The sequence below is a fragment of the Adhaeribacter soli genome (assembly GCF_008727925.1).
GTDB lineage: Bacteria > Bacteroidota > Bacteroidia > Cytophagales > Hymenobacteraceae > Adhaeribacter_A > Adhaeribacter_A soli.
On sequence record NZ_VTWT01000010.1, the window covers coordinates 38,375 to 65,273 of the forward strand.

The 26,899-nt window shown below is 48.1% G+C and carries 15 protein-coding genes; 5 read left to right on the forward strand and 10 right to left on the reverse strand.

The window, feature by feature from the left end:
- Nucleotides 1-223: 223 nt before the first annotated feature.
- The 9 genes from F0P94_RS16240 to F0P94_RS16280 all read right to left on the reverse strand — a co-directional run bounded on the left by F0P94_RS16240 (nucleotide 224) and on the right by F0P94_RS16280 (nucleotide 14,521).
- Nucleotides 224-2,056: a cytochrome c oxidase subunit I gene (locus F0P94_RS16240; RefSeq protein WP_150904967.1), complete on the reverse strand. Its 1,833-nt coding sequence runs from the start codon at nucleotides 2,054-2,056 to the stop codon at nucleotides 224-226.
- Between the two features lie 19 nt (nucleotides 2,057-2,075).
- Entirely contained in the window at nucleotides 2,076-3,161 is a 1,086-nt protein-coding gene (locus F0P94_RS16245) for a cytochrome c oxidase subunit II (RefSeq protein ID WP_150904968.1), read from the reverse strand.
- A gap of 23 nt (nucleotides 3,162-3,184) precedes the next feature.
- Nucleotides 3,185-4,468, reverse strand: coding sequence for a quinol:cytochrome C oxidoreductase (locus tag F0P94_RS16250; RefSeq protein WP_225307251.1), 1,284 nt, complete (start codon nucleotides 4,466-4,468; stop codon nucleotides 3,185-3,187).
- Nucleotides 4,469-4,487: 19 nt separating this feature from the next.
- A complete protein-coding gene (locus F0P94_RS16255; protein ID WP_150904969.1) occupies nucleotides 4,488-5,228 on the reverse strand; it encodes a c-type cytochrome in 741 nt (246 codons plus the stop codon).
- Nucleotides 5,228-5,755 carry a DUF3341 domain-containing protein gene (locus tag F0P94_RS16260; protein WP_150904970.1) on the reverse strand — a complete coding sequence of 176 codons (528 nt, stop codon included), beginning with the start codon at nucleotides 5,753-5,755 and terminating at the stop codon, nucleotides 5,228-5,230. Before F0P94_RS16260 ends, F0P94_RS16255 begins: the two co-directional genes overlap by 1 nt.
- Entirely contained in the window at nucleotides 5,748-7,196 is a 1,449-nt protein-coding gene (gene nrfD / locus F0P94_RS16265; protein ID WP_225307252.1) for an NrfD/PsrC family molybdoenzyme membrane anchor subunit, read from the reverse strand. The genes F0P94_RS16260 and nrfD overlap by 8 nt, the downstream gene beginning before the upstream one ends.
- A 21-nt stretch (nucleotides 7,197-7,217) precedes the next feature.
- Nucleotides 7,218-10,211 (reverse strand): TAT-variant-translocated molybdopterin oxidoreductase, encoded by a 2,994-nt coding sequence (locus tag F0P94_RS16270; protein WP_150904971.1) that lies wholly within the window; start codon nucleotides 10,209-10,211, stop codon nucleotides 7,218-7,220.
- Nucleotides 10,212-10,250: 39 nt separating this feature from the next.
- Nucleotides 10,251-11,534 (reverse strand): c-type cytochrome, encoded by a 1,284-nt coding sequence (locus tag F0P94_RS16275; RefSeq protein WP_225307253.1) that lies wholly within the window; start codon nucleotides 11,532-11,534, stop codon nucleotides 10,251-10,253.
- A gap of 1,127 nt (nucleotides 11,535-12,661) precedes the next feature.
- Nucleotides 12,662-14,521 carry a gliding motility-associated C-terminal domain-containing protein gene (locus F0P94_RS16280; RefSeq protein WP_150904973.1) on the reverse strand — a complete coding sequence of 620 codons (1,860 nt, stop codon included), beginning with the start codon at nucleotides 14,519-14,521 and terminating at the stop codon, nucleotides 12,662-12,664.
- Nucleotides 14,522-15,118: 597 nt separating this feature from the next.
- Between F0P94_RS16280 and F0P94_RS16285 the strand changes: the two genes are divergently transcribed.
- Nucleotides 15,119-15,817 carry a uracil-DNA glycosylase family protein gene (locus F0P94_RS16285; protein ID WP_150904974.1) on the forward strand — a complete coding sequence of 233 codons (699 nt, stop codon included), beginning with the start codon at nucleotides 15,119-15,121 and terminating at the stop codon, nucleotides 15,815-15,817.
- Between the two features lie 77 nt (nucleotides 15,818-15,894).
- Here F0P94_RS16285 and F0P94_RS16290 read toward each other — a convergent pair whose 3' ends face one another.
- Nucleotides 15,895-23,754, reverse strand: a complete 7,860-nt coding sequence (locus F0P94_RS16290) for a LamG-like jellyroll fold domain-containing protein (RefSeq protein WP_150904975.1) — start codon at nucleotides 23,752-23,754, stop codon at nucleotides 15,895-15,897.
- A gap of 439 nt (nucleotides 23,755-24,193) precedes the next feature.
- On the opposite strand from F0P94_RS16290, the gene F0P94_RS16295 reads away from it, so the two are divergent.
- The 4 genes from F0P94_RS16295 to rplI all read left to right on the forward strand — a co-directional run bounded on the left by F0P94_RS16295 (nucleotide 24,194) and on the right by rplI (nucleotide 26,879).
- A complete protein-coding gene (locus F0P94_RS16295; RefSeq protein ID WP_150904977.1) occupies nucleotides 24,194-25,132 on the forward strand; it encodes a helix-turn-helix domain-containing protein in 939 nt (312 codons plus the stop codon).
- A gap of 659 nt (nucleotides 25,133-25,791) precedes the next feature.
- On the forward strand, nucleotides 25,792-26,172 hold the full coding sequence (rpsF, locus tag F0P94_RS16300; protein ID WP_150904979.1) for a 30S ribosomal protein S6: 381 nt from the start codon (nucleotides 25,792-25,794) through the stop codon (nucleotides 26,170-26,172).
- Entirely contained in the window at nucleotides 26,169-26,420 is a 252-nt protein-coding gene (rpsR, locus tag F0P94_RS16305) for a 30S ribosomal protein S18 (RefSeq protein WP_150904982.1), read from the forward strand. Before rpsF ends, rpsR begins: the two co-directional genes overlap by 4 nt.
- A 15-nt stretch (nucleotides 26,421-26,435) precedes the next feature.
- The gene (gene rplI / locus F0P94_RS16310) at nucleotides 26,436-26,879 is read left to right on the forward strand and encodes a 50S ribosomal protein L9 (protein ID WP_150904984.1); all 444 of its coding nucleotides are present in this window, start codon (nucleotides 26,436-26,438) and stop codon (nucleotides 26,877-26,879) included.
- Nucleotides 26,880-26,899: the final 20 nt, after the last annotated feature.

A 26,899-nucleotide genomic window follows, 5' to 3' on the forward strand; every position in this document is an offset into this window, starting at 1 on the left:
TATTCCGGATCCGCATCCTGGGGTACTTCCATTCAAAAAACCATTCACTCTCTGGTGACTACCTATTGCCTGGTTCTTTCAAAAGAGCCCATGCTCAATGGTATGGTTTTCAGAAAAAAACCGGCTGACAAAAAAAAGGAATGGCCAATCAGAGAAATGACAGACTCCGAACGAATTCAAAGTCTGTCATTTTCTTTAATCATCATAAAAGCATCCGCAAAGCCTATTCAAGCTCCTTTTCGTTTGGAAGGTTCGAAGAAGTAGTTTGCGAGAATGGAATGTGCTGCGGAATATAATCTTCAGCTGCACCCGGCTTGCTGTAATCGTAAGGCCAACGGTATACCGTAGGAATTTCGCCCGGCCAGTTGCCGTGACCCGGGTTAACCGGTGTGGTCCACTCCAGGGTATTGGAATGCCATGGGTTCAATGGAGATCTTCTTCCACGGAAAATGCTGTAAACAAAGTTGAACAGGAATATGAACTGTCCCAGGAAAGCCAGGATGGCGGCCAAGCTGATGTACATATTCAGGTCACCGAATTGGCTGAAAGCATCGAAGGCGGTGAAAGCGTAATAACGACGCGGGAAACCGGCAATACCTACATAGTGCATCGGAAGGAATACCAGGTACACACCAATGAAAGTTAACCAGAAGTGTATATAACCCAGTTTCTCATCCATCATACGGCCGAACATTTTCGGGAACCAATGGTAAACGCCACAGAACATACCGAAGAAGGCCGCGCTACCCATTACAAGGTGGAAGTGGGCAACTACAAAGTAAGTGTTGTGCAACTGAATATCAACCGCCGAGTTACCCAGCAAAATACCCGTTAAACCACCGGAAATGAACAGGGAAACAAAACCAATCGCAAAAAGCATTGGCGTTGTAAATACCAGGTTACCTCTCCAGATCGTACCCAGCCAGTTAAACACTTTTACCGCAGAAGGTACAGCAATAATTAAGGTTAGGAACATGAACACCGATCCTAAGAATGGGTTCATACCGGAAACGAACATGTGGTGCGCCCATACTACGAAGGCAAGCACGGTAATACCCAGCAGGGAACCGATCATGGCACGATAACCGAAAATAGGTTTACGAGCATTGGTGGCCAGCACCTCAGAAACAATACCCATGGCAGGAAGAATTACGATGTAAACTTCCGGGTGACCCAGGAACCAGAATAAGTGCTGGAACAGAATCGGGCTACCGCCAACGTTTGTCAGCGCCTCACCGGCAACATAAATATCGGAAAGGTAGAAGCTGGTACCGAAGCTACGGTCGAAGATAAGCAGCAACGCGCAGGAGAACAGTACCGGGAAAGAAAGTAAACCTAAGATCGCGGTCAGGAAGAAAGACCAGATCGTTAATGGCATTTTCGTCATCGACATGCCTTTGGTACGCATGTTAATTACCGTAGTAATGTAGTTTACGCCACCTAAAAGCTGAGAAACGATGAACAAAGCCATGGAAACAAGCCACAGGGTCATACCCGCGCCGGAACCCGGCATTGCTTGCGGAAGCGCACTCAGCGGCGGATAAATGGTCCAGCCGGCAGCCGCAGGACCGTTTTGCAGGAACAGGGAATAGAACATAATGGCACTGGCTATAAAGAAGAACCAGAAAGAAAGCATGTTCATAAAACCGGATGCCATATCGCGGGCACCTATCTGCAGCGGAATAAGGAAGTTACTGAAAGTACCGCTCAAACCTGCCGTTAACACAAAGAACACCATAATGGTACCGTGCATGGTAACCAAAGCGAGGTAAAAATCCGGGTTCAGCTTACCGCCTTCTACCCAGGTACCCAAAACAGGCTCCAGCCAGGCAAAAGTAGCTTCCGGCCAGCCTAACTGGATCCGGAAAAGGCTCGATAAAGCGCCGCCGATAAATGCCCAGAAAATACCTAAGAAAAGGAACTGCTTGGCAATAACTTTATGGTCCTGGCTGAAAATATATTTCCAAAGCCAGTGTTGGTCGTGATGCTCATCATGCTCGTGGTGAGCATGTTCGGCGTGCACTTCCGGGTGTATTGTAATATTTGGATTAGCCATAATACTTTGTAATTAATTCCTATAACTGAGCTTTTTCCCTAACTATTTCCTCTGCCTTTTTCGCATCATCCTGCTCGCTGGCTTCTGTAGCTGGTCCGGTAGTTGCAGGAACGCCGGTCTTCAGATTGGCCATCAGGTCAGGATTAGACTCTACAAAAGATTTCTGCTTGGCAACCCACTTTTCATAATCTTCCGGCTCGTCTACCACAATTACAGCGCGCATGGCAAAGTGACCACGGCCGCAAATCTGGTTACAAACCAGTTCATAATTAAAATCAGGCTTGCCGGTTTCTTCCGCCATATCGGCAGTAGACTTGGTAGGCGTTAACCAGAATTTAGTCGGCATACCCGGTACCGCGTGCATCTGCGCGCGGAAATATGGCACGTAGAAGCTGTGAATAACGTCGCGGGAGCGGATCTTGAACAATACTGGTTTTCCTTTCGGGATGTGGATCTCATTGGTAACGAAATCATCCATTACATTCTTATCCGTCAGGTCCATACCGAATTCGTTCGAACCATCAATAAGCGTGTGTTTTACAACCCCAAGCTTATTATCGGCACCCGGGTAACGGATAAGCCAGTTGAACTGCTTGCCCATTACTTCCACCACAATGGCATCGGCCGGAGCAGGGTTGGTAATAGTAGTCCAGGTTTTCCAGCCGCGGAATACTAAAAGCGCCATCACGATGGCCGGAATAACGGTCCAGAAAACTTCCAGACGGTTGTTGTGAGATAAGAAATAAGCTCTGTTTCCTTCTTTATGCTGGTATTTGTAAGAATACCAGAAAAGCAGCACCTGGGTGATCACAAACACGATCATCAGGATGGCCATGGTAAGCCAGAACATGTCATCTATCCATACACCGTGCTCCGAAGCAATCGGGATAAGAATATTTTCCCGGTGGCTCATATAAGACCAGGCAAAGGCAGCTCCACCCAGAATAAGGAAAGACAGTAAAAGGATAGCGTTTATTTTATTACTCTTCCCTACCCGTTTCTGGGTGCTACCCGTAAAAACCGATGCAAGAGTTTGGATGCGGAATAGTAATACTAATATAACGAGTACTAATATTACCGATATGGCTACAGCTAACGTGATCATTATATATCGCTTTTAATCTAATTCTAAACGTGGTGATGGATACTCTCTTCCAGGAACGGGTGGTTAACCGGAACCAGAGAAGCCTCCGTTAAACCTTTGGTAAATCTGTTCAGGAAAATACCCAGGAAGGTTAAAGCTGTTCCTAACTCAATTAAACCAAAGCCGCTGTCGCCGCGCAAAGTACCTGGCATAATCATCAGGTAGAAATCCAGCCAGTGACCGAAAAGCACTACAACGCAAACTAATTTCAGCATGATCATCTGGCGTTTGGCATCACGGGTCATCAGTACCAGGAAAGGGAACACGAAGTTCACGAACAGGTTTGTGAACAGGATCCAGGTGTAATGATCCTCGTAGCCGCCCATCCGCTCGCGGAAATAAGTTACTTCTTCCGGCATGTTTGCATACCAGATCAGCATGAACTGAGAGAACCAGATGTAGGTCCAGAAAATACTGAAAGCAAACGTGAATTTACCTAAGTCGTGCAGGTGATTGGCGTTTACCATTTTCAGGTAACCGTTCTGCTTTAAAATAATTACCGTTAAGGTAGTAGCGGCAAGACCGGTAATGAACCAGCTGGCAAATACATACCAGCCAAACATGGTTGAGAACCAGTGTGTGTCGATAGACAGCACCCAATCCCAGGCAGAAAGCGAAGAAGTAACGCCGAATACGACCAGGAACATGGCTGAAATCCGTATGCTTTTATCGTAAAAAGTCAGGCCGCCATTCAGGTCTTCCGCAACGGATTGTTTCCGTAACCACCAGGCAAAGAAGATCCAGGAAGCAAAATAAAGCACCAGACGGATCGTGTAGAACGGAATGTTCAGGAAGCCAGATTTACCGGCAATGATCGGGTCATAGTTCGGCCCGTCTATTTCATAAAGGCTGTGGTCAGTCCAGTGGAACAGTGGGTTATGACCGGTAAAAATAATAGGCAACAAAAATACCAGCAGCATAATTACCCCGCCAACCGGCAGGTAATAGCCCAGGCCTTCCAGTACGCGTTTGATCAGAACCGACCAGCCGGCGTAAGCTACATACTGCACTGCGGTAAAGAAAACACCTACAATGGCAATACCGGTAAAGTAAACGTTATTTAACCATAAGTTAGCCAAAAAGCGTTCGTACCAGGTAGTAGCGTGGTGGCCGGTTGCGGCAGCTGCCCCGTGAGCATCATGATGGGCCGGACCGGCGATCATCATCAAAACAATGCCCGCTACCAGAAGTACAAGCCCCAGCCCGATCATCATCAGGAACCGGTTGCTTATCTTCTTTGGAATAATGAGTCTTTCTTCTGCAATCATTATTATATCGTTTATCTTCTTATTTCTTAACTGGTTTCGTAGATTCACCGCTACCTGGTGCCGGAGCCTCTGTACCAGTTACCTGGTTGGTGTTTTGATCGGTTGAAACGTTGCCTTGTTCCGGAGCGCCTGCATTATGCGAACCGCCGGCACCCGGAGAAGTAGTGGCTTCGCCTTCGCCCTGAAGAACATTCTTCACGTACAGGGCAATCTTCCAGCGTTCCTGCGGATTCACCTGGGTGTTGTGCGGCATCATCCGCCCTTTACCGTGGGTAATTACCTGGTAAATGTGGCCCATTGGTTTTGCTTTAATGGCAGCGGACGTCAGGTTGGCTACCCCTTTGAATTTAGGAGCTACCAGACCGTCACCGGCGCCGGCATCGCCGTGGCAGGCCGAACACATGCGGGTATAAAGCACTTTTCCTTCTTCCAGCGTAGCTTCATTTGCCTGCAGCGGGTTTACCAGACCGGCCCCCATTACATCCATGGTAGAGGTATCGGCACTGTAATCAATAAAACCCATTTTACCGCGGGCAATCGTATTCCGGGCTGGTACCCGTAAATTCCCGCCTCCCGGGTTAAATTCGTTACTTGCCTCTTGCTTTAAAGGCTCATAAGGAATGGAATTATACATCTGCGGGGCATATTCCACCCCCGGATCGTTGGTTAAGCTGGGAGTTCCTTGACCGCACGAAAAAAGCATTGCGGAAGAAAACAGGGCAGCCGAAGCTTTTGCACCAAATTTAAACATCTTGTTCATTAGCTTACTACCTCCTTCTCGTTAACTTCAACCGCGCCGTTAGTGCGAAGCAGGTCACTTAATTGTACCATATCCGTTTTTCCTTCTTTCACTTCAATGGCCATTATAAATTTATCGTCGGTAGACCGGGGGTCCATCACCTGCGTATTGGTTTTCGGGTAAAGTCCTGAAATGATCAGAAACGTTAATACCATGCCGTGCGCGGTAAAAAATACCGTTAACTCGAAAGATACCGGTATGAATGCCGGAAGAGCAATATTCGGCTTACCACCAATGATCATTGGCCAGTCATACCCGAGGGTGTAGATCTGCAGCCAGAGAGCGAACGCCAGACCACAGCAGCCTAAAAAGAAAGCCGCAATCGGTAAGCGGGAGCGCTCAATACCCATGGCATCGTCTATTCCGTGAATAGGGAACGGGGTATAGCATTCGTGGATCTTAGTTCCGGCAGCTCTTACATTTGGAATCGCGTGAAGCAATACTTCTTCATCATCGAAAACGCCGAGGACATATTTTTTATTAGTCATGTTTAGGATGGTTAGTGTGGTTGGAATCAGTTACCTGCATAACTGGATGAGGAGCATTGGCGTGCATGGAAGTGCCCGGAGCATGCGTCACTCCAGAAGATGATTTCAGAATAGTTTTTACTTCAAACATGTTGATTACCGGGAAATACTTGGCAAACAACAGGAACAGGGTGAAGAATAAGCCCAGGGTTCCCACATAGATTCCGATATCGATAATGGTTGGCGAGAACATAGCCCAGCTGGAAGGCAGGTAATCGCGGTGCAGGGAGGTAACGATAATTACGAAACGCTCGAACCACATACCGATGTTTACGAAAATAGAGATGATGAACGTAGCCGTTAAGCTGCGGCGGATAGAACGGAACCAGAAAAGCTGCGGCGTAATTACGTTACAGGTCATCATGCTCCAGTAAGCCCACCAGTAAGGACCGGTTGCCCGGTTAATGAATGCGTACTGTTCGTATTCCACACCTGAGTACCAGGCTATAAAGAACTCTGTGATATAAGCCACACCTACAATAGAACCGGTAAGGATAATTACCTTGTTCATCGACTCGATGTGCTCTAAAGTGATATAATCTTCCAGTACAAATGTCTTACGGGTGATGATCATCAGGGTAAGTACCATCGCGAAACCGGAGAAGATAGCACCCGCAACGAAGTACGGAGGGAAGATGGTGGTGTGCCAGCCCGGAATAACCGAAGTTGCAAAGTCCATAGATACGATGGTGTGTACCGAAAGTACCAGCGGCGTTGAAACACCGGCCAGGATCAGGGAAACCGTTTCGTAACGGGACCAGTGCTTGGCAGAACCAACCCAGCCTAAGCTAAGTAAACCATAAACCGTTTTGGCAATTGGGCCTTTCGCACGGTCGCGGATGGTAGCGAAATCAGGAACTAAACCAATGTACCAGAATACCAGCGATACCGAGAAGTAAGTGGAGATCGCAAAAACGTCCCAAAGCAGCGGGGAGTTAAAGTTAGCCCACAGGGAACCGAAAGCATTTGGCAACGGAAGTACCCAGTAAGCAAGCCAAGGGCGGCCCATGTGCAGTACCGGGAACATAGCAGCACAGATTACAGCGAAGATCGTCATCGCTTCTGCGGCGCGGTTAATAGAGCTTCTCCACTTCTGGCGGAAAAGCAAAAGGATAGCGGAAATTAGTGTACCGGCGTGACCGATACCTACCCACCATACGAAGTTGGTAATATCCCAGGCCCAACCTACTGTTTTATTCAAGCCCCACTCCCCGATTCCGTACCAAAGCGTGCGGTAAACCGACCAAAGGAATATACCGAGGAAGAACAGGGAAACGGCAAGTGCTGCTGCCCAACGCATGTTCGGCTTCGATTCTACGTGCCGGGCAATGTCTTGCGTAATGTCGTGGTATGTTTTCCCACCGGTTACTAGAGGCTCTCTTATGGGAGATACATGCTGCATAACTCTCTATTATTAAGTAAATTAAGCTAGGTTTCTGATTTTCGTTAAGTAAGTGATGTTCGGCTGGGTGTTTATCTCTTCCAGTACCGTGAAGGCACGCTCTCCCTGCTCCCGCTCCATCACCTTGCGGATCTGGCTGTTCGGGTCTTTCATATCGCCGAAAATAATCGCGTTGGTTGGGCAGGACTGAGCACAAGCCGTAACAATTTCACCATCTACCGGACGGCGCTTGTCTTTTTTAGCTTCCAGTTTACCTAACTGAATCCGCTGCACGCACATAGAGCATTTTTCCATTACCCCACGGGCACGTACCGTTACATCCGGGTTCAGAACCATACGGCCTAAATCTGAAGTCTGGGCGTAGTTAACATCCGTAAACTTCTCATTATCCGGATAAGAGAACCAGTTGAAGCGACGTACTTTATATGGACAGTTGTTGGCGCAATAACGGGTACCTACGCAACGGTTGTAAGTCATTTGGTTCAGACCTTCGGTGCTGTGCGTGGTAGCAAGTACCGGGCAAACTGTTTCGCATGGTGCGTGGTTACAGTGCTGGCAAAGCATTGGCTGGAAAATAACCGTAGGGTTATCCGAAGGCTCTTCCATAGCCGTGAAGCCATCTTCGCGGGTAGCATCGGAGCTGTAATAACGGTCGATCCGCATCCAGTGCATTTCACGACGGTTCAGAACTTCCTGCTTGCCTACTACAGCTACGTTGTTTTCTACGTTACAGCCAACTACGCAGCTACCGCAACCAATACAGGAGTTCAGGTCGATAACCATACCCCAGTGGTGGTCTTTGTATTCGTAATCCTGCCATAAGGAAACTGCCGAAGGTTTTTTCGGGCCATCCGGCGTAGCAATTGTGATCCGTTCGGTTACCGAAGCAGGGTCTTTTTTGTATTGGTTCAGGTTCGATTCCTGCACCACGATCCGGCCCATGATGGTGTGGTGGGTCTGCGTCTGGGCAATTTCCCGCTCACCGCCGGCTTTCTCTATGGTTACAGTTGTATTGTAGGAAATACCGTTGTCAGCTACAGTAGCCAGCGGGTAAACATTCTCCCCTACATTGTCGGCTACTTTACCGGCCAGTTTACGACCGTAACCAATGGCAATACCTACCGTATCTTTTGCCTGGCCTGGCTGAATTAAAGCAGGGAGGGTAATAGATTTGCCGTTGGCAGCCGTAATTTTTACCAGATCATTCTGAGCAATTCCTTTGTCTACGGACATGGATCTCGGAATAGTCACGTAGTTATCCCAGGTAGCTTTGGTAACCGGATCCGGTAATTCCTGCAACCATGGGTTATTTGCTTCAATACCGCCCTGGCCGATACCTACTTTTTCGTAGATCTTCAGCTCGATGCCGGCTTTCTGCGATTTGTTCAGCGCAACGCCAACAGCAGCGGTAGTCATTGGGGCATACGTTTTAACCTCCTGGTTTAACGTTACATTTTCTACTACGCCATCGTGCACGACTTTATCCCAGCCAGCATTGCCGCCGGTAATTCCGGCCCAGTTTGCTTTCAGGTAATCGTAATAGCTGGTATTGTTGCCGGCCCATTTCAGGAGCGATTCCTGTGCCTGGCGGGTTCTGAATAATGGGGAAATGGTTGGCTGGGCTAAGCTCATATAGCCTTTTTTCGGCATATAATCGTTCCAGCTTTCCAGGTAGTTGTGATCCGGGCAAATGAAGTTCGCCAGTTTGGCAGTCTCATTCACTCTGTCGGCCAAGGAGATCGTTAAACCAACCTTTTTCATACCGGCTTCTACATCGGCTGAAAGCGGATGGTCGTAAACCGGGTTCGTGCCGTAGAAAATTACTGCGCCGATTCCGCCGCCGTTCATTTCACGCACAAAACGTACCATCTGCTCATCATCGCCCTGACGAACGTAAGACGGAGCGTTGGTATTAATAGTAGTGCCTTCCGCGCCTAAAGCCTGGTTAATGGCACGAACCATGGTCTGAACGGCCTGGTCGTTAGCGCCCGCTACTACCAGGGCGTTGCCTCTGGCAGCCATCAGGTCGGCAATGGCTTTATCTAATTGCTTGTTGCTGTAAGCAGGAGCGTTTAAGCCGCCTACCACTTTATTATAAATTGCAGCTACTACCAATGCTTCTTCCGAAGGCTTGATAGCTACGCGAACGTCGGCGTTGGAACCAGTAAGCGAAAGGTTGGTTTCGAACTGGTAGTGGCGTGACATATCGGAATTCTCTTTCGTGATTTTCCGGGTCTGGATATACTGTTTTGCATATTCCACCGGCGAAATCCAGGTGCCTAAGAAATCGGCCGCTACCGAAAGAATTACTTTGGCTTTGCTGAAATCATAACCAGGAACTGTGCCGTCGTTGGCTTTCAGTAAGCCGGAAGCAGAATTAGCATCATACACCACGTGCTCGAAGCTGCCGAATTTACCACCGAATTCAGCGATGGCTTTCTTCGTAGTCGGGCTGATGATGGTATGGGAAAGAACCACTACTTTTCCGGTTGCCCCGGTTAAGCGGCTCATGATCTCAGAATCTACTTTTTTCCAGTCCGTTGCTTTACCGTTCATCATTGGAGCGGTTAAGCGGTTAGTATCGTAAAGGCTAAGTACCGAAGCCTGGGCTTTCGCGCTCAGACCACCTTTGGTAACGCCGGAAAGCGGGTTACCTTCTAATTTGATCGGACGGCCTTCGCGGGTTTTTACTAAAACGCTGTTGTAATCGCCACCTTCGAAATAAGTGGAAGCATACCAGTTGGCAATGCCCGGCTCAATTTCTTCAGGTTTGTTCAGGTAAGGAATTGCCTTGCGCACCGGAGCCTCGCACGAAGCCAGGGTTGCTGCAGCCAAACCAAAACCGAGCAGTTTCAGGAAGTCGCGACGCGGAGCTACTTCGGCTTCTGCAGCATCGGAACCGTAAGTCTCTTTTACCGGAAGGAATTCCGCGAACTCGTTATGAGCTGCCTTGGCGAATTCCGGAGTATTTTCTAACTCTTCTATTCCTTTCCAGTATTTTTTAGATTCTTGCATACTATATATAGAATTCTCAGATACAGTTTTAAACTTTAATTAGTAATGGCATTTTGAACACTCGGCTCCGCCATTGGATACCACGGTGAAAGGCGCTTTGCTGTCCTGACCTTCGTGCAGTTTTACCAGGTTGTCGTAATAGGCATTACCCTGGGTATTCAGCGGCGTTTCGCGGTGGCAGTTGATACACCAGCCCATGGTAAGCGGTGAGTATTGGTAAACCACATCCATGGTTTCGATCGGGCCGTGGCAGGTCTGGCACTCTACGCCGCCTACTTTGGTGTGCTGCGAGTGGTTGAAGTAAGCCAGGTCCGGCAGGTTGTGAATGCGCACCCACTGAATTGGACGGTTGTTTTCCAGGGCCGCGTAAATTTTCTTGATCTCCGGCGACTCTTTCTTGATCTGGCTGTGGCAGTTCATACAGATGTTGGCCGAAGGAATGTTGGCGTTCTTGCTCTTGTATACTGAAGTATGGCAGTAGTTACAGTCGATCTTGTGGTCACCGGCGTGCAGTTTGTGCGAGAAAGCGATCGGCTGCTTTGGCTGGTAGTTCTGCTGAATACCAATGCTCATGGCTTTGTTCCAGGAAAGGTTCAGCAGGGCCAGAATAAAGATGGTAATGGCCAGGCCTTTTACTACCGGCGTTTTTAACACGCTCATGTAATCGGCTTTCGGGTTTACCAGTTCTTCGTCTTCAGGGGCTAACTGACGGTTTTTGTTCAGGTAGTTCTTTAAAACGGTAGCAATAATAAGGAGGGTAACTACCATTACGATAAGCACCACTACCAGAATAACCAGCAGCAGGTCGAGGTATTTACCAACTTCCCCGGCATCGCCGCTTGTAGCCTGAGCTACTCCGGCACCGCCTTCAGCACCCGGACCACCTTCGGTGGAACCTCCGGCTGGAGCTGTCTTAATGTATGCTAAGATTGACTTGATCTCGTCGTCGGAGAAAGCAAAGCTTGGCATCTGCTGTTTGTTGTATTGATTGAAGATGGCTACGGCCTCTTTGTCGCCGGATTGCACCATTTTAGAGGAGTTGCGGATCCAGCTGATGAGCCAGGCCTCCGGGCGTTTTTGCGTGATGCCTCTCAGGGCCGGGCCAACTACTTCTTCGTCCAGTGCGTGGCAGCTGGCGCAGTTGTTTTTGAACAAGGCGTCGCCGGCAGAAGCCAGCGCAGCATCAGCACCGCCGGCTTGGGCCTCTACGGCTCCGGCAGTTACACCTTCTTTGCCCACGTTTGCCTGTTCGCCACCCTGAGCGTAAGCAGTGAATGTGAGGAAGAGGGCAATGAGAAACGAGAAAAGGGGCTTGTACTTCATTCTAAGGGTACAGCTAATCATAGCTTCGATTTGTTATTATTTGGCAAGTTGAAACTTCAATACGGCCACAAATCTACTACCCCTTTTTTATTATTCAAACTTAATATTTGTGATTTTTGCACCTACACAGGAAGACAGGAAAAACACCTATTTAAAATTCTGATTCTCAATAATTTACACTGTTTGGAATTCTAATTTAGAACTATTTTAAATAGACCAAAACCTGCTTTTAGCCTATTTGTAAAGCCTTTTCTGCAATTTGCTTTACTAAATATTTGTGTTAAGCAGGAAACAAAGGCACAGCATTTGCGTTTTACATCGTTGGGTTTTTCGCTCTTAAACCCTACGGTTTCCGGCTGTTTGTAAAATGGCTGATTATTCTCCTTCGCAAAAGGTATAAGCTGAATTTTCCGGCAGTCAATCTCCTTTCTTCCCCTCCAACCAGGTTTAGGTCCATGAAATTCAACTGAAACTAATTTGAGCTTTGGAATTGATTTCTTCCCTTATCGCTTTTGTCTTCCCCCATCCTACCCTATAGTTGTATTTCAAAGGATTTCATTGCCGTCTATTTTTTCTGACGGCTTTCAGGGAAAGAAACTTTCTGTTCTCCGTCAGTTAAAGCAGACGGCAATGAATATTTAACTTTAGCTCATTAATGAGGTTACGCAAGTTTTTTTGTCTGAACACGGTTTTAAGGATTGAATAGATTGACAGGATTTTATTCCGGAATAATAATTTGGGATAATAGTAAGTATTGCCCGTTGCTTTTAAACTACTTAAGATTTCATATCAACCTTGTGCATTCAGTAGCAGTCTCGACTTTCCTTTAAATCTCCTCTCCGCCTTGCGGAAAATCCTATCTATCCTTTAATCCTATAAATATTAAATAATGGGAAATAACGGGACAAATTTATTCTAAACTTCCACGATTCTCATTCAGTAAGAAAATGATGGAATCGAAGCACGGAAATCACAAGATTCCCCGAAATAAATCGGGATCTTCGACTTCCAGAATGACAGCAAAGGCAAATTCTAATTATTTAAGCTGATTTGTCTACCTTCTTAGTTCAGATAAATGGGCTTTTACAAACCTAAACCTGGAATTTCGGACAAGATACCCCTGCTTACTACCGAACGATATCGACGTAACCCTTGTACTTTTTTTGCTTGTAGCGAATAAGGTAGAAATAGGTGCCGTCGGAGACATTTTTCGCGTCCCAGGCAAACTCGCGGTCATCGGAGCGAAATACTTCCATCCCCCATCGGTTATAGATTTTGATTTCCTGAAATGCGTTGGCGCAACTACTCTGGGGCAGATTTGGCAGGGTGAAGAAATCATTCTTTCCGTCGCCGTTGGGCGTAAAGATGTTGGGCGCCAGAAAAACGGTATCCCGGGGAACCGGCGCGGCCGGCAAAGCAACCATCAGGGAATCCGATTGTGGCGCAAAGCAAGAATTTTGGTCTTTTACAATAAATAAAAGTTCGTGCAACGGGTTTCGCTCCAATATTTCGCAAGTTGGCGTCCAGGTAAATTCGGAAACCAGGTTGCCGGTTCCGGATAGCGGCCCGAACTGCATGCCCACAGAAGCCGGATCGAAGCCGTTGCCCTTTATGCTTACCGTAATATTATCGTTGCCGGCATCGGTGCTGGTTACGGTAAAACGGTAGGTATTCCCGGCCGAAACCTGGTCCGGAACGTTCTGGACCGTAATAGTTGGTTTCTGGTTTACTTTCGGAACAACTTTAAAAGTAAGTTGCAGAGTATCGGAAGCGGGGCTGCCACAGGCATTATCGGTAATGATCATATTTACCTTGAACACGTTGCTGCCATTGGCGCTCCGGCAGGGATCCCAGCAAATGGTGCCGTTAAAAACCTGACCACTTTGCACCACCGTTCCGGATGCCGGCGTAACTACCGGCTTTTCGGCGTTACCTACCGGCTCGATGCGCACGGTTACCTGCTGGCCAATATCAGGATCTGAGAATCGGACCGGGTAGCAGAATTTGGTAGCCTCCGTTACCATTAACGTATCGCCTTCTTTATAAACGTCGGTTCTATCCGGCAGATCAACCTGAACGGTTGGGGAGTCGTTGGTCGGACAGTTGTTGATCTTCACCTGCACGTCGCGACGCACCTCTCCTATTTTTACGCCGTTTCGGTATTCGGAACATTTAAAGGCGAACACAAAAAGTCCGGCCGTTGCCGGCGTTACGCTGAGTAATCCGGTCCGGGAATTTATGCGCAAGGCCGGCGTACCCTGGATCATGGCATTCAGGCCGAAGCCCGGCATCCAGTCAACCCTGGAATAGGGCGCCGGGAAATGGGCCGTTAAAATGGGCGAAGCCGCCGAAGAATTCCCTTTTAAGGGTTCGGAAAGCTCGTAAACCAGGCTATCGCCGTCGGCATCGATGGCGGCCATGGAAACCTGGTAGGGCTGACCGGCACACAGATATTCCGGCGGAATAGGCGGAAACTCCGGGCTGCTGTTTACAAAAGACGTTCCCCCGGCAGTTACCCGCGGGAATTCGGCGTAGAAGACTGTTCCGGAGCCCTGAGGATCGATAATGTTCTGCACGGCCAGGTTGCGGCAGCAGCGCTCCCAGACCATATAATAGCCTTGCAGATTATTATACAAAGCCGGCGAAAGCTGGCGGCGGATACGATAGATCAGAATCCGGGTTTGAATGGAGCCGGTCTGGCAACGATCGTTTACGTAAGGCACGTCTTCGGTAGTTTCCAACGGGATGGTAACGGTTTCAATCAGGGTATTCGTTTGTTTGGAGAAGGTTGCCACATCCACCGTGGGGTCCTGGTTTCCCGGTCCTAAGCCCAGCACATCGCCGTAAACGCGCAATTCTATATCGTAAACAAAGTTTCCCACTGCCTGGATCCGGAACTCCCCGCCTACCAGGTGGGATGCCTGACTATCGTTCCCGGAAAAGAACAATCCTGAAACCAACCCGATCAAAATAAATATTCGCTTCATCTTCGGTTCAATTAATTTTCAATGCAGCCTTTTTCCCTCCCTGTAGCTTTCCTTTTCAGCTTATTAACTAATGTTCCGCAATCAGGAGAAAAGTCCTCCTTCGGAGGGGGCAGGGTTGATTTATTCTGTCGGATTCTCCTCGTTTGCTCTTTCGGATCTATCGATCCGAAAGCATCCTGTTGCGGGTTTATTAACCCGCGTGGACCATTTTCAGGCCACACTCCGGGGATCAATAGATCCCCAGCAGGAAGTTTTCGGATAAAAATATCCGAAAAAGCTGTTTTAGGTTAGAATGAATCAACCCTGCTCCAAAGGGGACCTCAAAAGACAAACGTAACGTTAGTCATTAATTTTTTCCACTTGAATTTAAAAGCATTCGCGGCCAAATTAAGGAATAACCCGCAAAAACTATCAAAGCTGTTATATATTTCATTCCAGGCTTGGGCCTTTACTTTTCACCGGCATTTCCCTACCATTTTCCAAGGCCTTCCTAATAAAAAACAGGCTCTCCGGAAAAGTGCTATAAAATTCTGAGCTCCTCCGGAATTAATAATAACCGGAATTGGTCTTCTTAGTTTGGAAACAACCCGTTTACCGATGACCACTTTTGCCGAACACGTAATTGCTTTCAATAAGACGCTCGATTTTACCGGCACGTTGCCTGATGGTATTGGCATTATGAACCCGTTCAAAGAAAACCCGAACATTCTGCCGATTTCATCCTCCTTTTACCGGAAATACTATAATGATGAGCAGAAACGGTACATGATTTTAGGAATAAACCCGGGCCGCTTCGGCGCCGGCGTTACCGGTGTGCCCTTCACCGATTCCAAACGCCTGATAAACGACTGCCAGCTGCCGTATTCCGAAAAACCCACGCACGAGCCGTCCTCCGTATTTGTTTATGACGTAATTCAGGCGTTTGGCGGACCGGAAGCTTTTTATCAGCAATTTTATATCAATTCTATTTGCCCGTTGGGCTTTACGGCTATCGGCAAAACGGGCAAAGAAGTGAACTATAATTACTACGACAGCAAAGAACTGACCGCCGCCGTTTACGATTTCATTGTCCAGAGCATCCGGCAGCAACTGGAATTTGGAATAAATACAGAAGTTTGCTTTTGCTTCGGAACCGGCAAGAATGAGAAATTCCTGCAGGAGCTGAATAAAAAAGAAAAATTCTTCGGCGAAGTGGTAGCCCTGGAGCACCCGCGGTTTGTGATGCAGTACAAAGCCAAAAGCAAGCAACAGTACATCGATAAATATCTGCAGGCATTCGCCAGAGTGCAGCAATAAAAAACGGGCCATAAAAAAGTCCGGCCTCAAAAAAGCCGGACTTAATAATTAACCATAATTGTATTTTTTATCTGAATTTACTGCCTGGTTACTTTAAATACGCTGCGTTTACTTCCCTGCCGAACCTGCAATAAATACAAGCCCGGTTTTACTTTTCTTAAATTTTCCAGCCTAATTTCACCGGAAATATCCGGAGCCACTGCCGTCCGGTAAATGACCTGCCCTGTTAGCGTGGTAAGCATAATTTCAGCGTTCAGAGCAACTTCCGGCAGCGAAACCCTTAGCTCGTTGGTGAATGGATTTGGCCAGACACTTGGTTCAAGTACTTTCAGGTCTCCCCGTTTAATTGCCACTACCTGCGAATAACTGAAACTGCCATCCAGATCGGTTTGCTTCAGGCGGTAATACAGTACTTTTTCGGCAAAAACAGTAGCGTTTAAGTCGGTAAAAGTGTAGTTGCGCTGCTGATAGCTGTTGCCGGCGGCTTGTACCTTATCTATCGGTTCAAAATCGCGGCCGTTGGCTGACCGTTCGATTACAAAAGCTTGAGAATTTTCTTCGGTAGCCGTAGCCCAGTGCAGCACATTTCCTTTGTCAGTAGCATTTCCTTTAAAATAGAGCCAGCTAACCGGCAACGGGTTGTTTTGATCGGCAATGGTCCAGAAAGAGAACGATCTGGTTTGAACCGTCATGGTATGCCAGTCGCCGGTGGAGCCGATCGGTTTCAGAACATCAGCGGCAAACCACTTCTGCCCGTTGTCTTCGCTTTTCCAGACCTGCGCTTCATTTCCCGGAAATACCAAACCATTGTTGTCGGCAGAAAGCCATTTTAAAGACAGGTTTACCGGCGTTCCGGCCTGCACATCCGGCTCGATTTTCCAGCGGCGACTGATACTTTTCTTGGTCTGATCGGTAGCATTTTTCACGAAAGAACCCGTTATGCGCGACACCTTTACATTGCCCCAGTTTCCGCCGCCTACGTTATCGAACTCAAGCCCTATATTGCCGAAATCGTGCTGCCCGGAGCCGTTTATCGCAACCGTTTTGATCAGGGTTCCTTTCAGGTAACTGGCATTGCTTTCGCCGGAAATAGTACCGTTTAAAGTCAGGTTGAAATTGTTCAGATCGAACACGCCCTGCGTCATTTGAAGGTTTCCGGTTACGGTCAGGTTGCTTTGTAATTTTGCCCCGTAGGAATCGTTAATTTCCACGTTCGGAAGTTCCGGGTAGAAAGCCGTTATATTATGCGTTTTACTTCCCTGTTCCAGTATAATTTTACCGGCGCCGGAAACCGGCCCTTCAAGCTGCAGATCGCCTCTTAAAGAAAAATTAAAGCCATTCGTATTTACATTCCGGCTCAGAATAAGCAGGTTCTTTACAACAGTATTGCCCAGCAGGGCCCGGTTTCCGTGCAGTTTTAAATTATGGTAAGTAAGCGCAGGCACATCGTAAGCATCCATGCTGGTAAATTCGATATAGCCGCCCGTATGGTTAAAAGTACCCGGACAGGTAAAATTCTTCATCAGCTGTAAAAAACAATCCTGTACTCCGGGCACCAGGTTTAAAGTACCTTCACAATTCAGGTTTCCGGAAACGGTAAGCATGCCATCGGATAAAGTCAACACTGCGCCATTCTCAATTTTCAGGTCCTGCGCTGCCCAGTAATTAAATGATCCGGAAATCACAGGCATCCTTGGCGCACCTGCCGGAATCACCACATTGGTTGTACTGGTTGGCACGCCGCCGCACCAGTTGGCTGCAGTGCTCCAGTCGGTGCTAACGGCTCCTAACCACGTTCCGGATTGGTTTACCGTTACGGTAGTAGCAGCACTGGCACCTGAACAAACACTGGCAGCATAATTTCCGGAAGAACTAACCGAAATACTGTTGCCGGTCTGGCCGTTGCTCCAAAGAATGGTCCGGCTAACGGAAACATCCGTATTATCTAAAGCACCGGTTTCGGTCAGGCGTGAAATGCGGGAACTGCTAATGCCTTTGTAGGTGCTGAAATCTCCGCCGGTCACTATTTTACCATCGGGCTGCAAAGCCAGGCTCATCACAACACCATTAAAACCAGCACCTGTCACAAATGTGTTGTCCGGCGTTCCGTTGTAATTCAGGCGCACGATCCGGGTTTGGGCTGAACCATTATAGGTTGTAAAATACCCCCCGGCCACTATCTTGCCATCCGGCTGCACCGCCAGGGCAGGTACCGGGCTATTAAAACCGGTACCGGTACTGAAGTCCGGATCTAAGGTGCCATCATCTTTAAGACGCGCCAGGTAATTGACCGTACTTCCATTAAATAAGGTAAAATTGCCGCTTGCCACTACTTTGCCTTCCGGTAACACTCCTACACTTAAAACGGTATTGTTGAACCCGGAGCCGGGGTTAAAGCCGGCATCTACTGTGCCGTCGCTGTTCAATCGGGCAATGTTGTTGCGGCTTGTTCCGTTAAAAGTTGCAAATAATCCGCCGGCCACTATTTTTCCGTCCGGTTGCAGTGCTAGGGTCCTTACCCCACCGCTAAATCCGCTTCCCGGGGTGAATCCTGCATCTAAAGCTCCTGTGCTGGTTAGCCGGATAATCCGGTTTGCGGCCACTCCGTTTACCTGTAAGAAGCTGCCACCAAGTACGATCTTCCCATCCGGCTGTACTACAATAGCGTGAACAGCCCCGTTAACCCCCATTCCAATGGCAAAAGTATTATCTATGGTGCCATCCGGATTCAGACGAACCAGATTGTTGCAGCTCTTTCCATTGTAACTATTGAATTCTCCCCCTACCAGTATTTTCTTGTCTGCCTGTACCGCAATAGCATAAACGTAGTGCGTAGGTAAGCTTGAATTGGCAAAGCCGGTACCTGGATTGAAATCTGTATCCAGACTGCCATTTACATTGATCCGGGCAATGCCTCTCCGGCTTACTCCTTTGTAGCTCGTAATGGTTCCACCCGCCAGTACTTTCCCGTCTGAATCTACATGCAAGGCATAAACTGTTCCCGAAAAGCCGGTGCTTCCGACTACAAAACCCGGAGCAATCGCCGAAGCGGTGAGCGTTACACTGCTGCCCTGACAGATACTTACTGGTCCGCTTTTATCTATAGTGACTACCGGCGGCATGATTACCTTTACCGGAATTCCGGCGCTGGTTGCCTGGCAGCCATTCGGGTAGGTAACCGTAACGGTATAGTTCCCGGCAGTGCTTACCACCAGCGATTGGGTAGTTTGCCCGTTGCTCCACCGATAGCTGCTCATGCCAGCCGGAGCTGTAAGAGTAACCGAAGCACCAGCACAAAAGTCCGTAGATCCGGAAGCTGTAACGGTTGGTACAGCTGCCTGGTAAGCATTTACCGTTACCGTATTACTGACTCTAGAACAGCCGGAACCATAGCTGCTGGTTACATAATAGTTGCCGGCGGAATTCACAGTTATACTGTTGCCGGTCTGGCCGTTGCTCCATACCGGGTTTACTGCACCCGTTACCGTTAAGGTAACCGTACTGCCCGGACACAGGTTTACCGGGCCGGCAGGGCTTATTACTAGGGCCGTAGCAACCGTGAAGTCGGTGCTGCTTACTGCGGTTCCTCCTGCTGTGGTAATACTGATCTTACCGGTAGAAGCGCCTGCCGGAATCGTAGCTGTTAACTGGGTAGCGGAATTAACGGTAAAGCTGGCAGCAGCAGTTCCGTTAAAAGTTACACTGGTGGCTCCGCTGAAATCATTACCCGTAATCACAACTGCACAGCCCGTTGGGGCAGTACCGGGCGTAAAGGAAGAAATATCAGGTGCTGGTACAAAAGTAAAATCACTATTGCTTAAGGCGCTGCATCCGAAAGAAGTTGCTACGCTGATCTTGCCGGTTGTGGCCGTGGCCGGCACCACCGCTGTTATTTGGGTTCCTGAAATTACCGTATAGCTGGCCTCATTCACCCCGTTAAACTTAACGCTATTTACAGTACTTAAATTTGTACCGGTTAGCGTTACCGTCATCCCCGGTCCGGCAGAAGTTGGTGTGAAAGAAGTAAGGGCCGGCTGAGGATTAATAGTTATGGTTTGGGTAGCCGTGCTATTGCAGCTTCCCCCATAATTGGCCGTTAGCGTGTAAGTAGTAGTGCTTGCCGGAGCGGCTGTAAGGGTTTCGCCGGCAGCAGTGCCCCCGGACCAGCTCCAGCTATAAGCAGCAGCCTCAATGGTTGCCTCGGAAGTTATCCGCGCCGGAACAGCCGCGGAGCTGCCCGCCGTAAGCGTACCATGAAAATTATTAGCAGTACCATCATAAGCCGTAGTACCGGAAGTTTCGTCGAAGCGCCAGTACCCAACCAAACCTGAGGAACTACCACTAATAGCTCTGTTCATATCTGCCTGAATTTCGGACTGGGTACGGACTTTATTCCACACCCGGAATTCATCGATGCTTCCTTTATGATAATTACCATTCCAACGCCCGATCATCATGCCGGTAGCGCCTAAAGTACTGGCGCCATCGGAAACGGTACCGGATGCAGCTAAATTCCCGTTCAGGTAAATTGCTTTCCAGTTCCCGCCTTTTCCGGCCGAAACCAAGGCTACGTGGGTCCATTTGTCCAGGTAAGGCGTAAAATTCACCGACACCCTGCCATTGGAAGTAGTGCCATAATCCCAGTGCAGCATTTTATCCGTCCAGGGAGCATGCGCCTGAAAGCGCAACCCGTCGGCAGTAGTAAATGAAAAAATAGAGCTGGCTTTTACATCTGCCGTATTGGTCTTTACCCAAAACTCTACGGTTACGGCTCCCCCGTTTGCATTGAAGTTAAAATCCGGAACATTTACATGATTGCCCAGTCCATCGGTTTGCAGTGCGGTGCCCGCCAAATTCTGGTTACCGGTAGCCGTTAAATTTACGGACCCTCCGGCGCAGAAAGTGGTGGTGCCTGCAGCGGTTATGGACGGAGCGGTTACCAGGGTAAATTGGCCGGGGCTGTTGCTGGCACCGCCTGCGGTTGTAACTGTTACCGGCCCGGAAGTGGCAGATGCAGGAATAGTGGCCGTTATCTGGGTACCAGCAGCATTTACCGTTACGTTTGTGGCACTTGAATTATTAATCCGAACTGCTAAAGCACCGGAGAGATTTTTCCCGTTAATTGTAATGGTACAGCCGGCCTTCGCTGCCACCGGAAAGAAAGTATACACTTCCGGTGTCGGAACAAAGGTAAAATCACTACTGCTTGTGGCGCTGCATCCGGCCGCAGTTACCACGCTGATCTTACCGCTGGTAGCTGTAGCCGGAACTTCAGCCCAGACCTGAGTAGCGGAAAGGATGGTATAAGAAGCCGCATTTGTTCCGTTAAACTTTACTTCGGATAACGTGTTTAAATTCGTACCTGTTAGAGTAACCGACATTCCCGGCCCGGCAGAAGCCGGGGAAAAGGAACTGATTATTGGCAGCGGGTTAACGGTTATGGTTTGCGTTTCGGTTACCGAACAGCTGGCCGGATAAGCGGCCGTTACGGAATAAGTAGTGGTGGTACCTGGCAAAGCAGTTACAACTGCTCCGGATGTGGTATTTAAACCCGTAGCCGGACTCCAGGTATACGTTGGCGCCAGCCACGCAGGAGTTATCCAGGCCGGCAATCCTGTTGATGTCCCCTGCACGAAGGTACCGGCAGCATTTCGTCCGGAAATATCGGCGGTGACAGAGCCGTAGGTTTCGTCGAAGGTCCAGTAACCGAGCAGGCCACTTTGAGCACCGGCATAGGTTTCGTACATATCTGCCTGGATTTCGGCCTGAGTACGGATCTTATTCCAGATGCGGAATTCGTCTACGGCACCTTTATGATACAGCGCATCCCATTTTCCAATGGTAAGTCCGGTTCTGCTGCGGGTGTCCGCGCCATCGGAAACGGTAGCGGAATTCACCAAAACCCCGTTTATATAAATTGCTTTCCAGGTTCCGTTTTTACCGCCAGAAACCAGGGCCACGTGGGTCCACTGATCGAGGTAAGCGGTATAGGGCGCTGAGATCCGGCCACTTCCGCTTAAATTCCCATAATCGAAATGCAGGGTATTTCCGCTTCCGGGCACATGCGCCTGAAAACGCAGGCCATCGGCAGTAGTAATCGAGAAAATACTGCGGCTGCCGGTAGTGGCGGCGCTGGCCTTGGTCCAGAATTCTACGGTTACCGGTCCGCCGTTCGAGTTAAAACTGAAATCCGGTACGTTTACATAGTTTCCGTTCCCATCGAAATTAACCGCTGAACCGTTTTGTGTATAGTTACTGGTTGCCGTAAGCTGCACCGAACCGCCGGCACAAAAAGTTGTGGCGCCGGCCGGCGTAATGGTTGGCCGGACCACAATAAGCGATGCACTGCTAAAAGTAGTTCCCTGGGGAGTCGTTACACCAATAGTACCAGAGGTTGCATTGTTGGGAATAGTGGCTAAAATGCTCTTACCATCGGTACTTACAGTAAAAGTAGTTGTACTAACGCCGTGAAAATTTACTGCGGTTGCGCCGGCAAAGTTACTACCATTAATCGTTACCTGACAGTTGGCCGGGGAAACGTTCGGAGATACGCCGGAAACCGCCGGCAGGCTGCCGTTCGTCATTTTTAAAGCCCAGTAATCAAAACCGCCGCGGCTTGTCGTTGATTTGTCGCCGTTACGGCCGCCATAAGAATTAGCGCCTAACAAATAGCTGCCATCAAGCGCTTCTACTAAGTTTCCGCCGAAATCATAATTATTGGTGCCGGTAGGCCTTTCCCAGAGTTTGTTGCCATTCGCATCGAGTTTGATCAGCCAGATATCCATGGAACCCCGGGAGGCGGTGGTTTTATTGCCACTGATACCGGACATAGAGCTACCGGCCAGTAGAAAATTACCGTCTGCCGTTTGAATAATATCTTCAGCAATTTCGGAATCTGTGCCGCCGAAGGTTTTGTCCCATTGTTTATTACCATTGGCATCCGTTTTTACGATCCAGTAATCATTACTTCCCCAACCAGCTTCCGATTTATCTCCGCTGATACCGGAATTGCTATAGCCTGCCAAAATATAACCACCGTCGGACGTAAGTTCCATGCTACTAAAGTTATCGTTTAAACTGCCGCCATAAGCTTTATCCCACTGTTTAACGCCAACGGCGGTTAGTTTAATAATCCAATAATCCGTTCCACCTTTAGAAGCCCCTGACTTGTCGCTGCTGATTCCGGAGTCGGATGATCCGCCTATTACAAAGCCACCATCGGTCGTTAATTCCAGATCATACAGGTATTCTATTGAACTTCCACCGTAACTTTTATCCCACTGTTTGTTGCCGCCGGCATCGAGCTTAATTACCCAGAAATCTTTATCGCCTTTGGAGGCCTGGGTTTTGTCGCCGCTTATTCCAGAATCAGAATCGCCGGCCAGAAGATAGCCGCCGTCGGAGGTTTGAACAATTTTTCTTAATGCATCGGTCAAATCGCCCCCAAAAGTTTTATCCCAGAGTTTATTACCATTGGCATCTAATTTCAGCACCCAGAAATCGAGTCCTCCTTTTGAAGCCTGACTTTTATCGCCGCTGATCCCGGAAGAAGAATATCCGCCTAAGATATAGCCCCCATCAGAAATTTGTTGCAGGGAAGCCAGGTAATCTGCACCGCTGCCACCGTAGGTTTTTTCCCATTGTTTGTTACCCTGCAGATCGAGTTTTACGATCCAGAAATCATTATTCCCTCTGGTAGCTTCCGTTTTATCGCCGGAGATATCGGATTTGGAATATCCCCCCATTATACAGCCGCCATCGTTCGTTGGAGCAATACTGTTAAGCTGCTCATCGGCGCTGCCTCCCAAGCCGATGTCCCAGATTTTTACGGGTACGCTTTGCGAAAAACCTGCAGTAAAAATTAAGCAAAACAAGACCAATAACAGCACATAATGCAATCGGAATGTTCGTTTGAAGCGCAAGTAGTGGTACATCATAAATAATTCAGTAAAGGGTGAGTATTTAATAAGCAGGTTTTAGTTTGGGATGGTTACAAAGCGGTAATACCTTACAGGTCGATTTTTCAAAAGCTTTATTTTTTTGCCGTTCATCATTTTAAGGAAGTACCTCCATAAAGGAATGAATGGATTGGCAGTTACCGGGTGCTTGCATGCGTTCAGGCTATTCCGGGCAGCAAAACCAAAGGGAAAGTACTTAAGACAGGTGCAGCATAAAGCTGGGCGCTGCCAATTGGAGAGCACCATCAGGTTAGCCCGAAAATTGCTATTTCTCCTTAAAAAGGATTGTTTGAAATCCGAAGAATATATGATTGCCATACTTTAACTTCTCTCCGATTATAAAATAAATTGTAAAATTGCTAATTTTGAAAACAGAGAAAGTACGCCAAAAGGAGAAACAGCTACGCCAACAGGAGAAATGGGACGGATAATTAAACTGGAACTGGACTACATTCGCGAACTGCAGGAACAACAAATGCAGCGGGAGAACGCCCTGCTGCCACCCGAAGCCGGGAAATTAAAACTGGAACGCATTCCCGGACAGCACCTGAACCGGGTAAACCTGCACGAGATCAAAATGGCCGACCAGGAGCTAACCTTTCACACGCAAAGTATGCCGCTGGTCAGCATCGGGTTCCAGCTGCAAGGCACCGACGAATCGTGGTATGCCGGCGTAAAAGAACCTATGATCTTGGCGGAAAAAACCTTCAACGTCAACTTCCAGCCGGGAATTTCTGCCAAACACACCATGCGGGGCGAAAACGGGTTTTACTTTCTGCACCTGGGTTTTACCAAAGAACGTTTCCTGGAACTTACCGCCTTTAGTCCGGTACTGCACGAGGCCTATGCGAATGTTTTTTTAAAGAATGATTTCTTCCTCCTCTGGAAAAACTCTCCGAAGATATCTCCTGCCCTGCTCAACACCGTAGCCAACCTGAAACAGATCAATTTCAACAGCAACCTGGCCGGCATGGTGCTGGAAGCCGCCTTGCTGAACCTGATCGTGCAGGCCCACGAAGGTCATTTTACCGAACCAAGCCCAAGCCGCGAAAACGGTATCTTACAGGAAGTAAAAGCTTACCTGGAAGAAAATTATTTGGCCGATCTCAGTTTGAAAAGCCTGGCAAAGGAGTTTGGCACGAATGAATTCAGCTTAAAGAAAGGCTTCCGCGAAAAATACGGGCATACCGTTTTCGGTTACATCCATCAACTCCGCATGGAAAAAGCCAAAGACTTATTACTGGCCGGCAAAAGCATTAAAGCTGTAGCTATCGAGATGGGCTACGAGCACAGCAATCACTTTTCGGCCGCTTTTACCAAATGGTTCGGCCTCAGGCCTTCCGGATTTAAAAAGTGACCTTACCCCAGCCCTCTCCTAAAAACAGGAGAGGAAGCTTTTTTTGTCTGAATCAGGATTTTCAGGATTACAAGATTTTCAGGACAATTGTTTGAATCAGAATTATAGAATTTTCAGAATTTTTCTTTTAGATCTTGTACGGACAGGGCTTGACCTGTCCCACGCATATCGCCAGCGCAGCGCTCCTGAAAACCACGTTAGCAGATAAAAAACTAAACTAAATAGAAAGCCAAATACAAAGGAAAACTGACAGAAGCCTGCCCCGAAAGCTTTCGGGGTTTCTAAGGAGATAGACTTTGGATTAACCGGTGCCCCGATATGCATCGGGGTAGACCTCAGGCACGAGGCAGCCCGGAAGGGCAGGAGAATCCACGGCTTTCGAGTTTGAAACGAAGCCACCTAGGTCTACCCCGAAGCATTTCGGGGCTTGAGGGAGAAAGCTCAATTGAAAGTTGAAGGTTATGAGTTTAGAATTGAAGCTTGTTTGAATCTGTAGAAGTTAGACTCAAATATTTCTGAAACCCCGGAATTAAAATAAAAAGCCCTTCGTTTTATCAGAACGGTATTACTTTTAGCAGAAAAACAGCACCGATTTGCAAGAGTAGAAAAAACCTTCTATCTTTGCACCCTTATAGTATAACCATACACATTATAAAAAAATGGTATCAAAAAATTACGAAACGGTCTTCATTCTGACCCCTCTGTTAAACGAGGCTCAGGTGACAGAAACGGTCGAGAAGTTCAGACAGGTGCTTAAGGAAAATGGCGCCGACATTATCCACGAAGAAAACTGGGGCCTGCGTAAACTGGCTTACCCAATTCAGAAGAAATCTACTGGTTTCTACGTTCTGGTGGAATTTGCAGCTCCGTCTACTATTGTAGACACGTTGGAATTGGCTTACCGCCGCGATGAGCGCGTGGTTCGCTTCTTAACCACTGTTCTGGATAAACACGCTGTTTCTTACAACGAGCGTCGCCGCAAAGGTGAAATGAACACACAGAAAGCTGCAAAACAACAAAAGGAGGCACAAACAGCATGAGCTTAGTTAACGAAAAAGTCCACAAGCAGGACAATCGCAAAAAATACTGCCGCTTCAAGAAAAACGGCATCCAGTACATCGATTACAAAGACGGTAACTTCTTACTGAAGTTCGTAAACGAGCAGGGTAAAATTTTGCCACGTCGTATTACCGGTACCAGCCTGAAATTCCAGCGCCGTGTATCGCAGGCCGTAGCCCGTGCCCGTCACCTGGCAATTTTACCTTACGTAACTGATTCTTTAAAATAAGGAGGCTGAAAGAAAATGGAAGTAATTTTAAGAGATGACGTTAAAGGTTTAGGTTTCAAAAACGATATCGTTACCGTAAAACCAGGTTTCGGCCGTAACTACCTTATCCCGCAAGGCCTTGCGGTAATGGCAGACAAGTCGAACAAAAAAGTAGTAGCTGAGAACATCCGTCAAGCTGCTCACAAAGCTGAAAAAGTAAAAGCAGATGCCCAGGCAATTGCTGACCAGATCGGCGACATGACCCTCGAAATTCCGGCCCGCGTTGGCGAATCCGGCAAAATTTTCGGTGCGGTTACTACCCTGCAGCTGTCAGAAGCCCTGAAAGCAAAAGGCATCGATGTAGATCGTAAGAAGATCTCTTTCGATACCGATGTTAAAACTGCCGGTGAATACACAGCTTCTATTGTACTGCACAAAGAAGTGAAGCACCAGGTTAAATTTAACGTAGTTGCTGAGTAAGCATTTACTATAAACCCGCT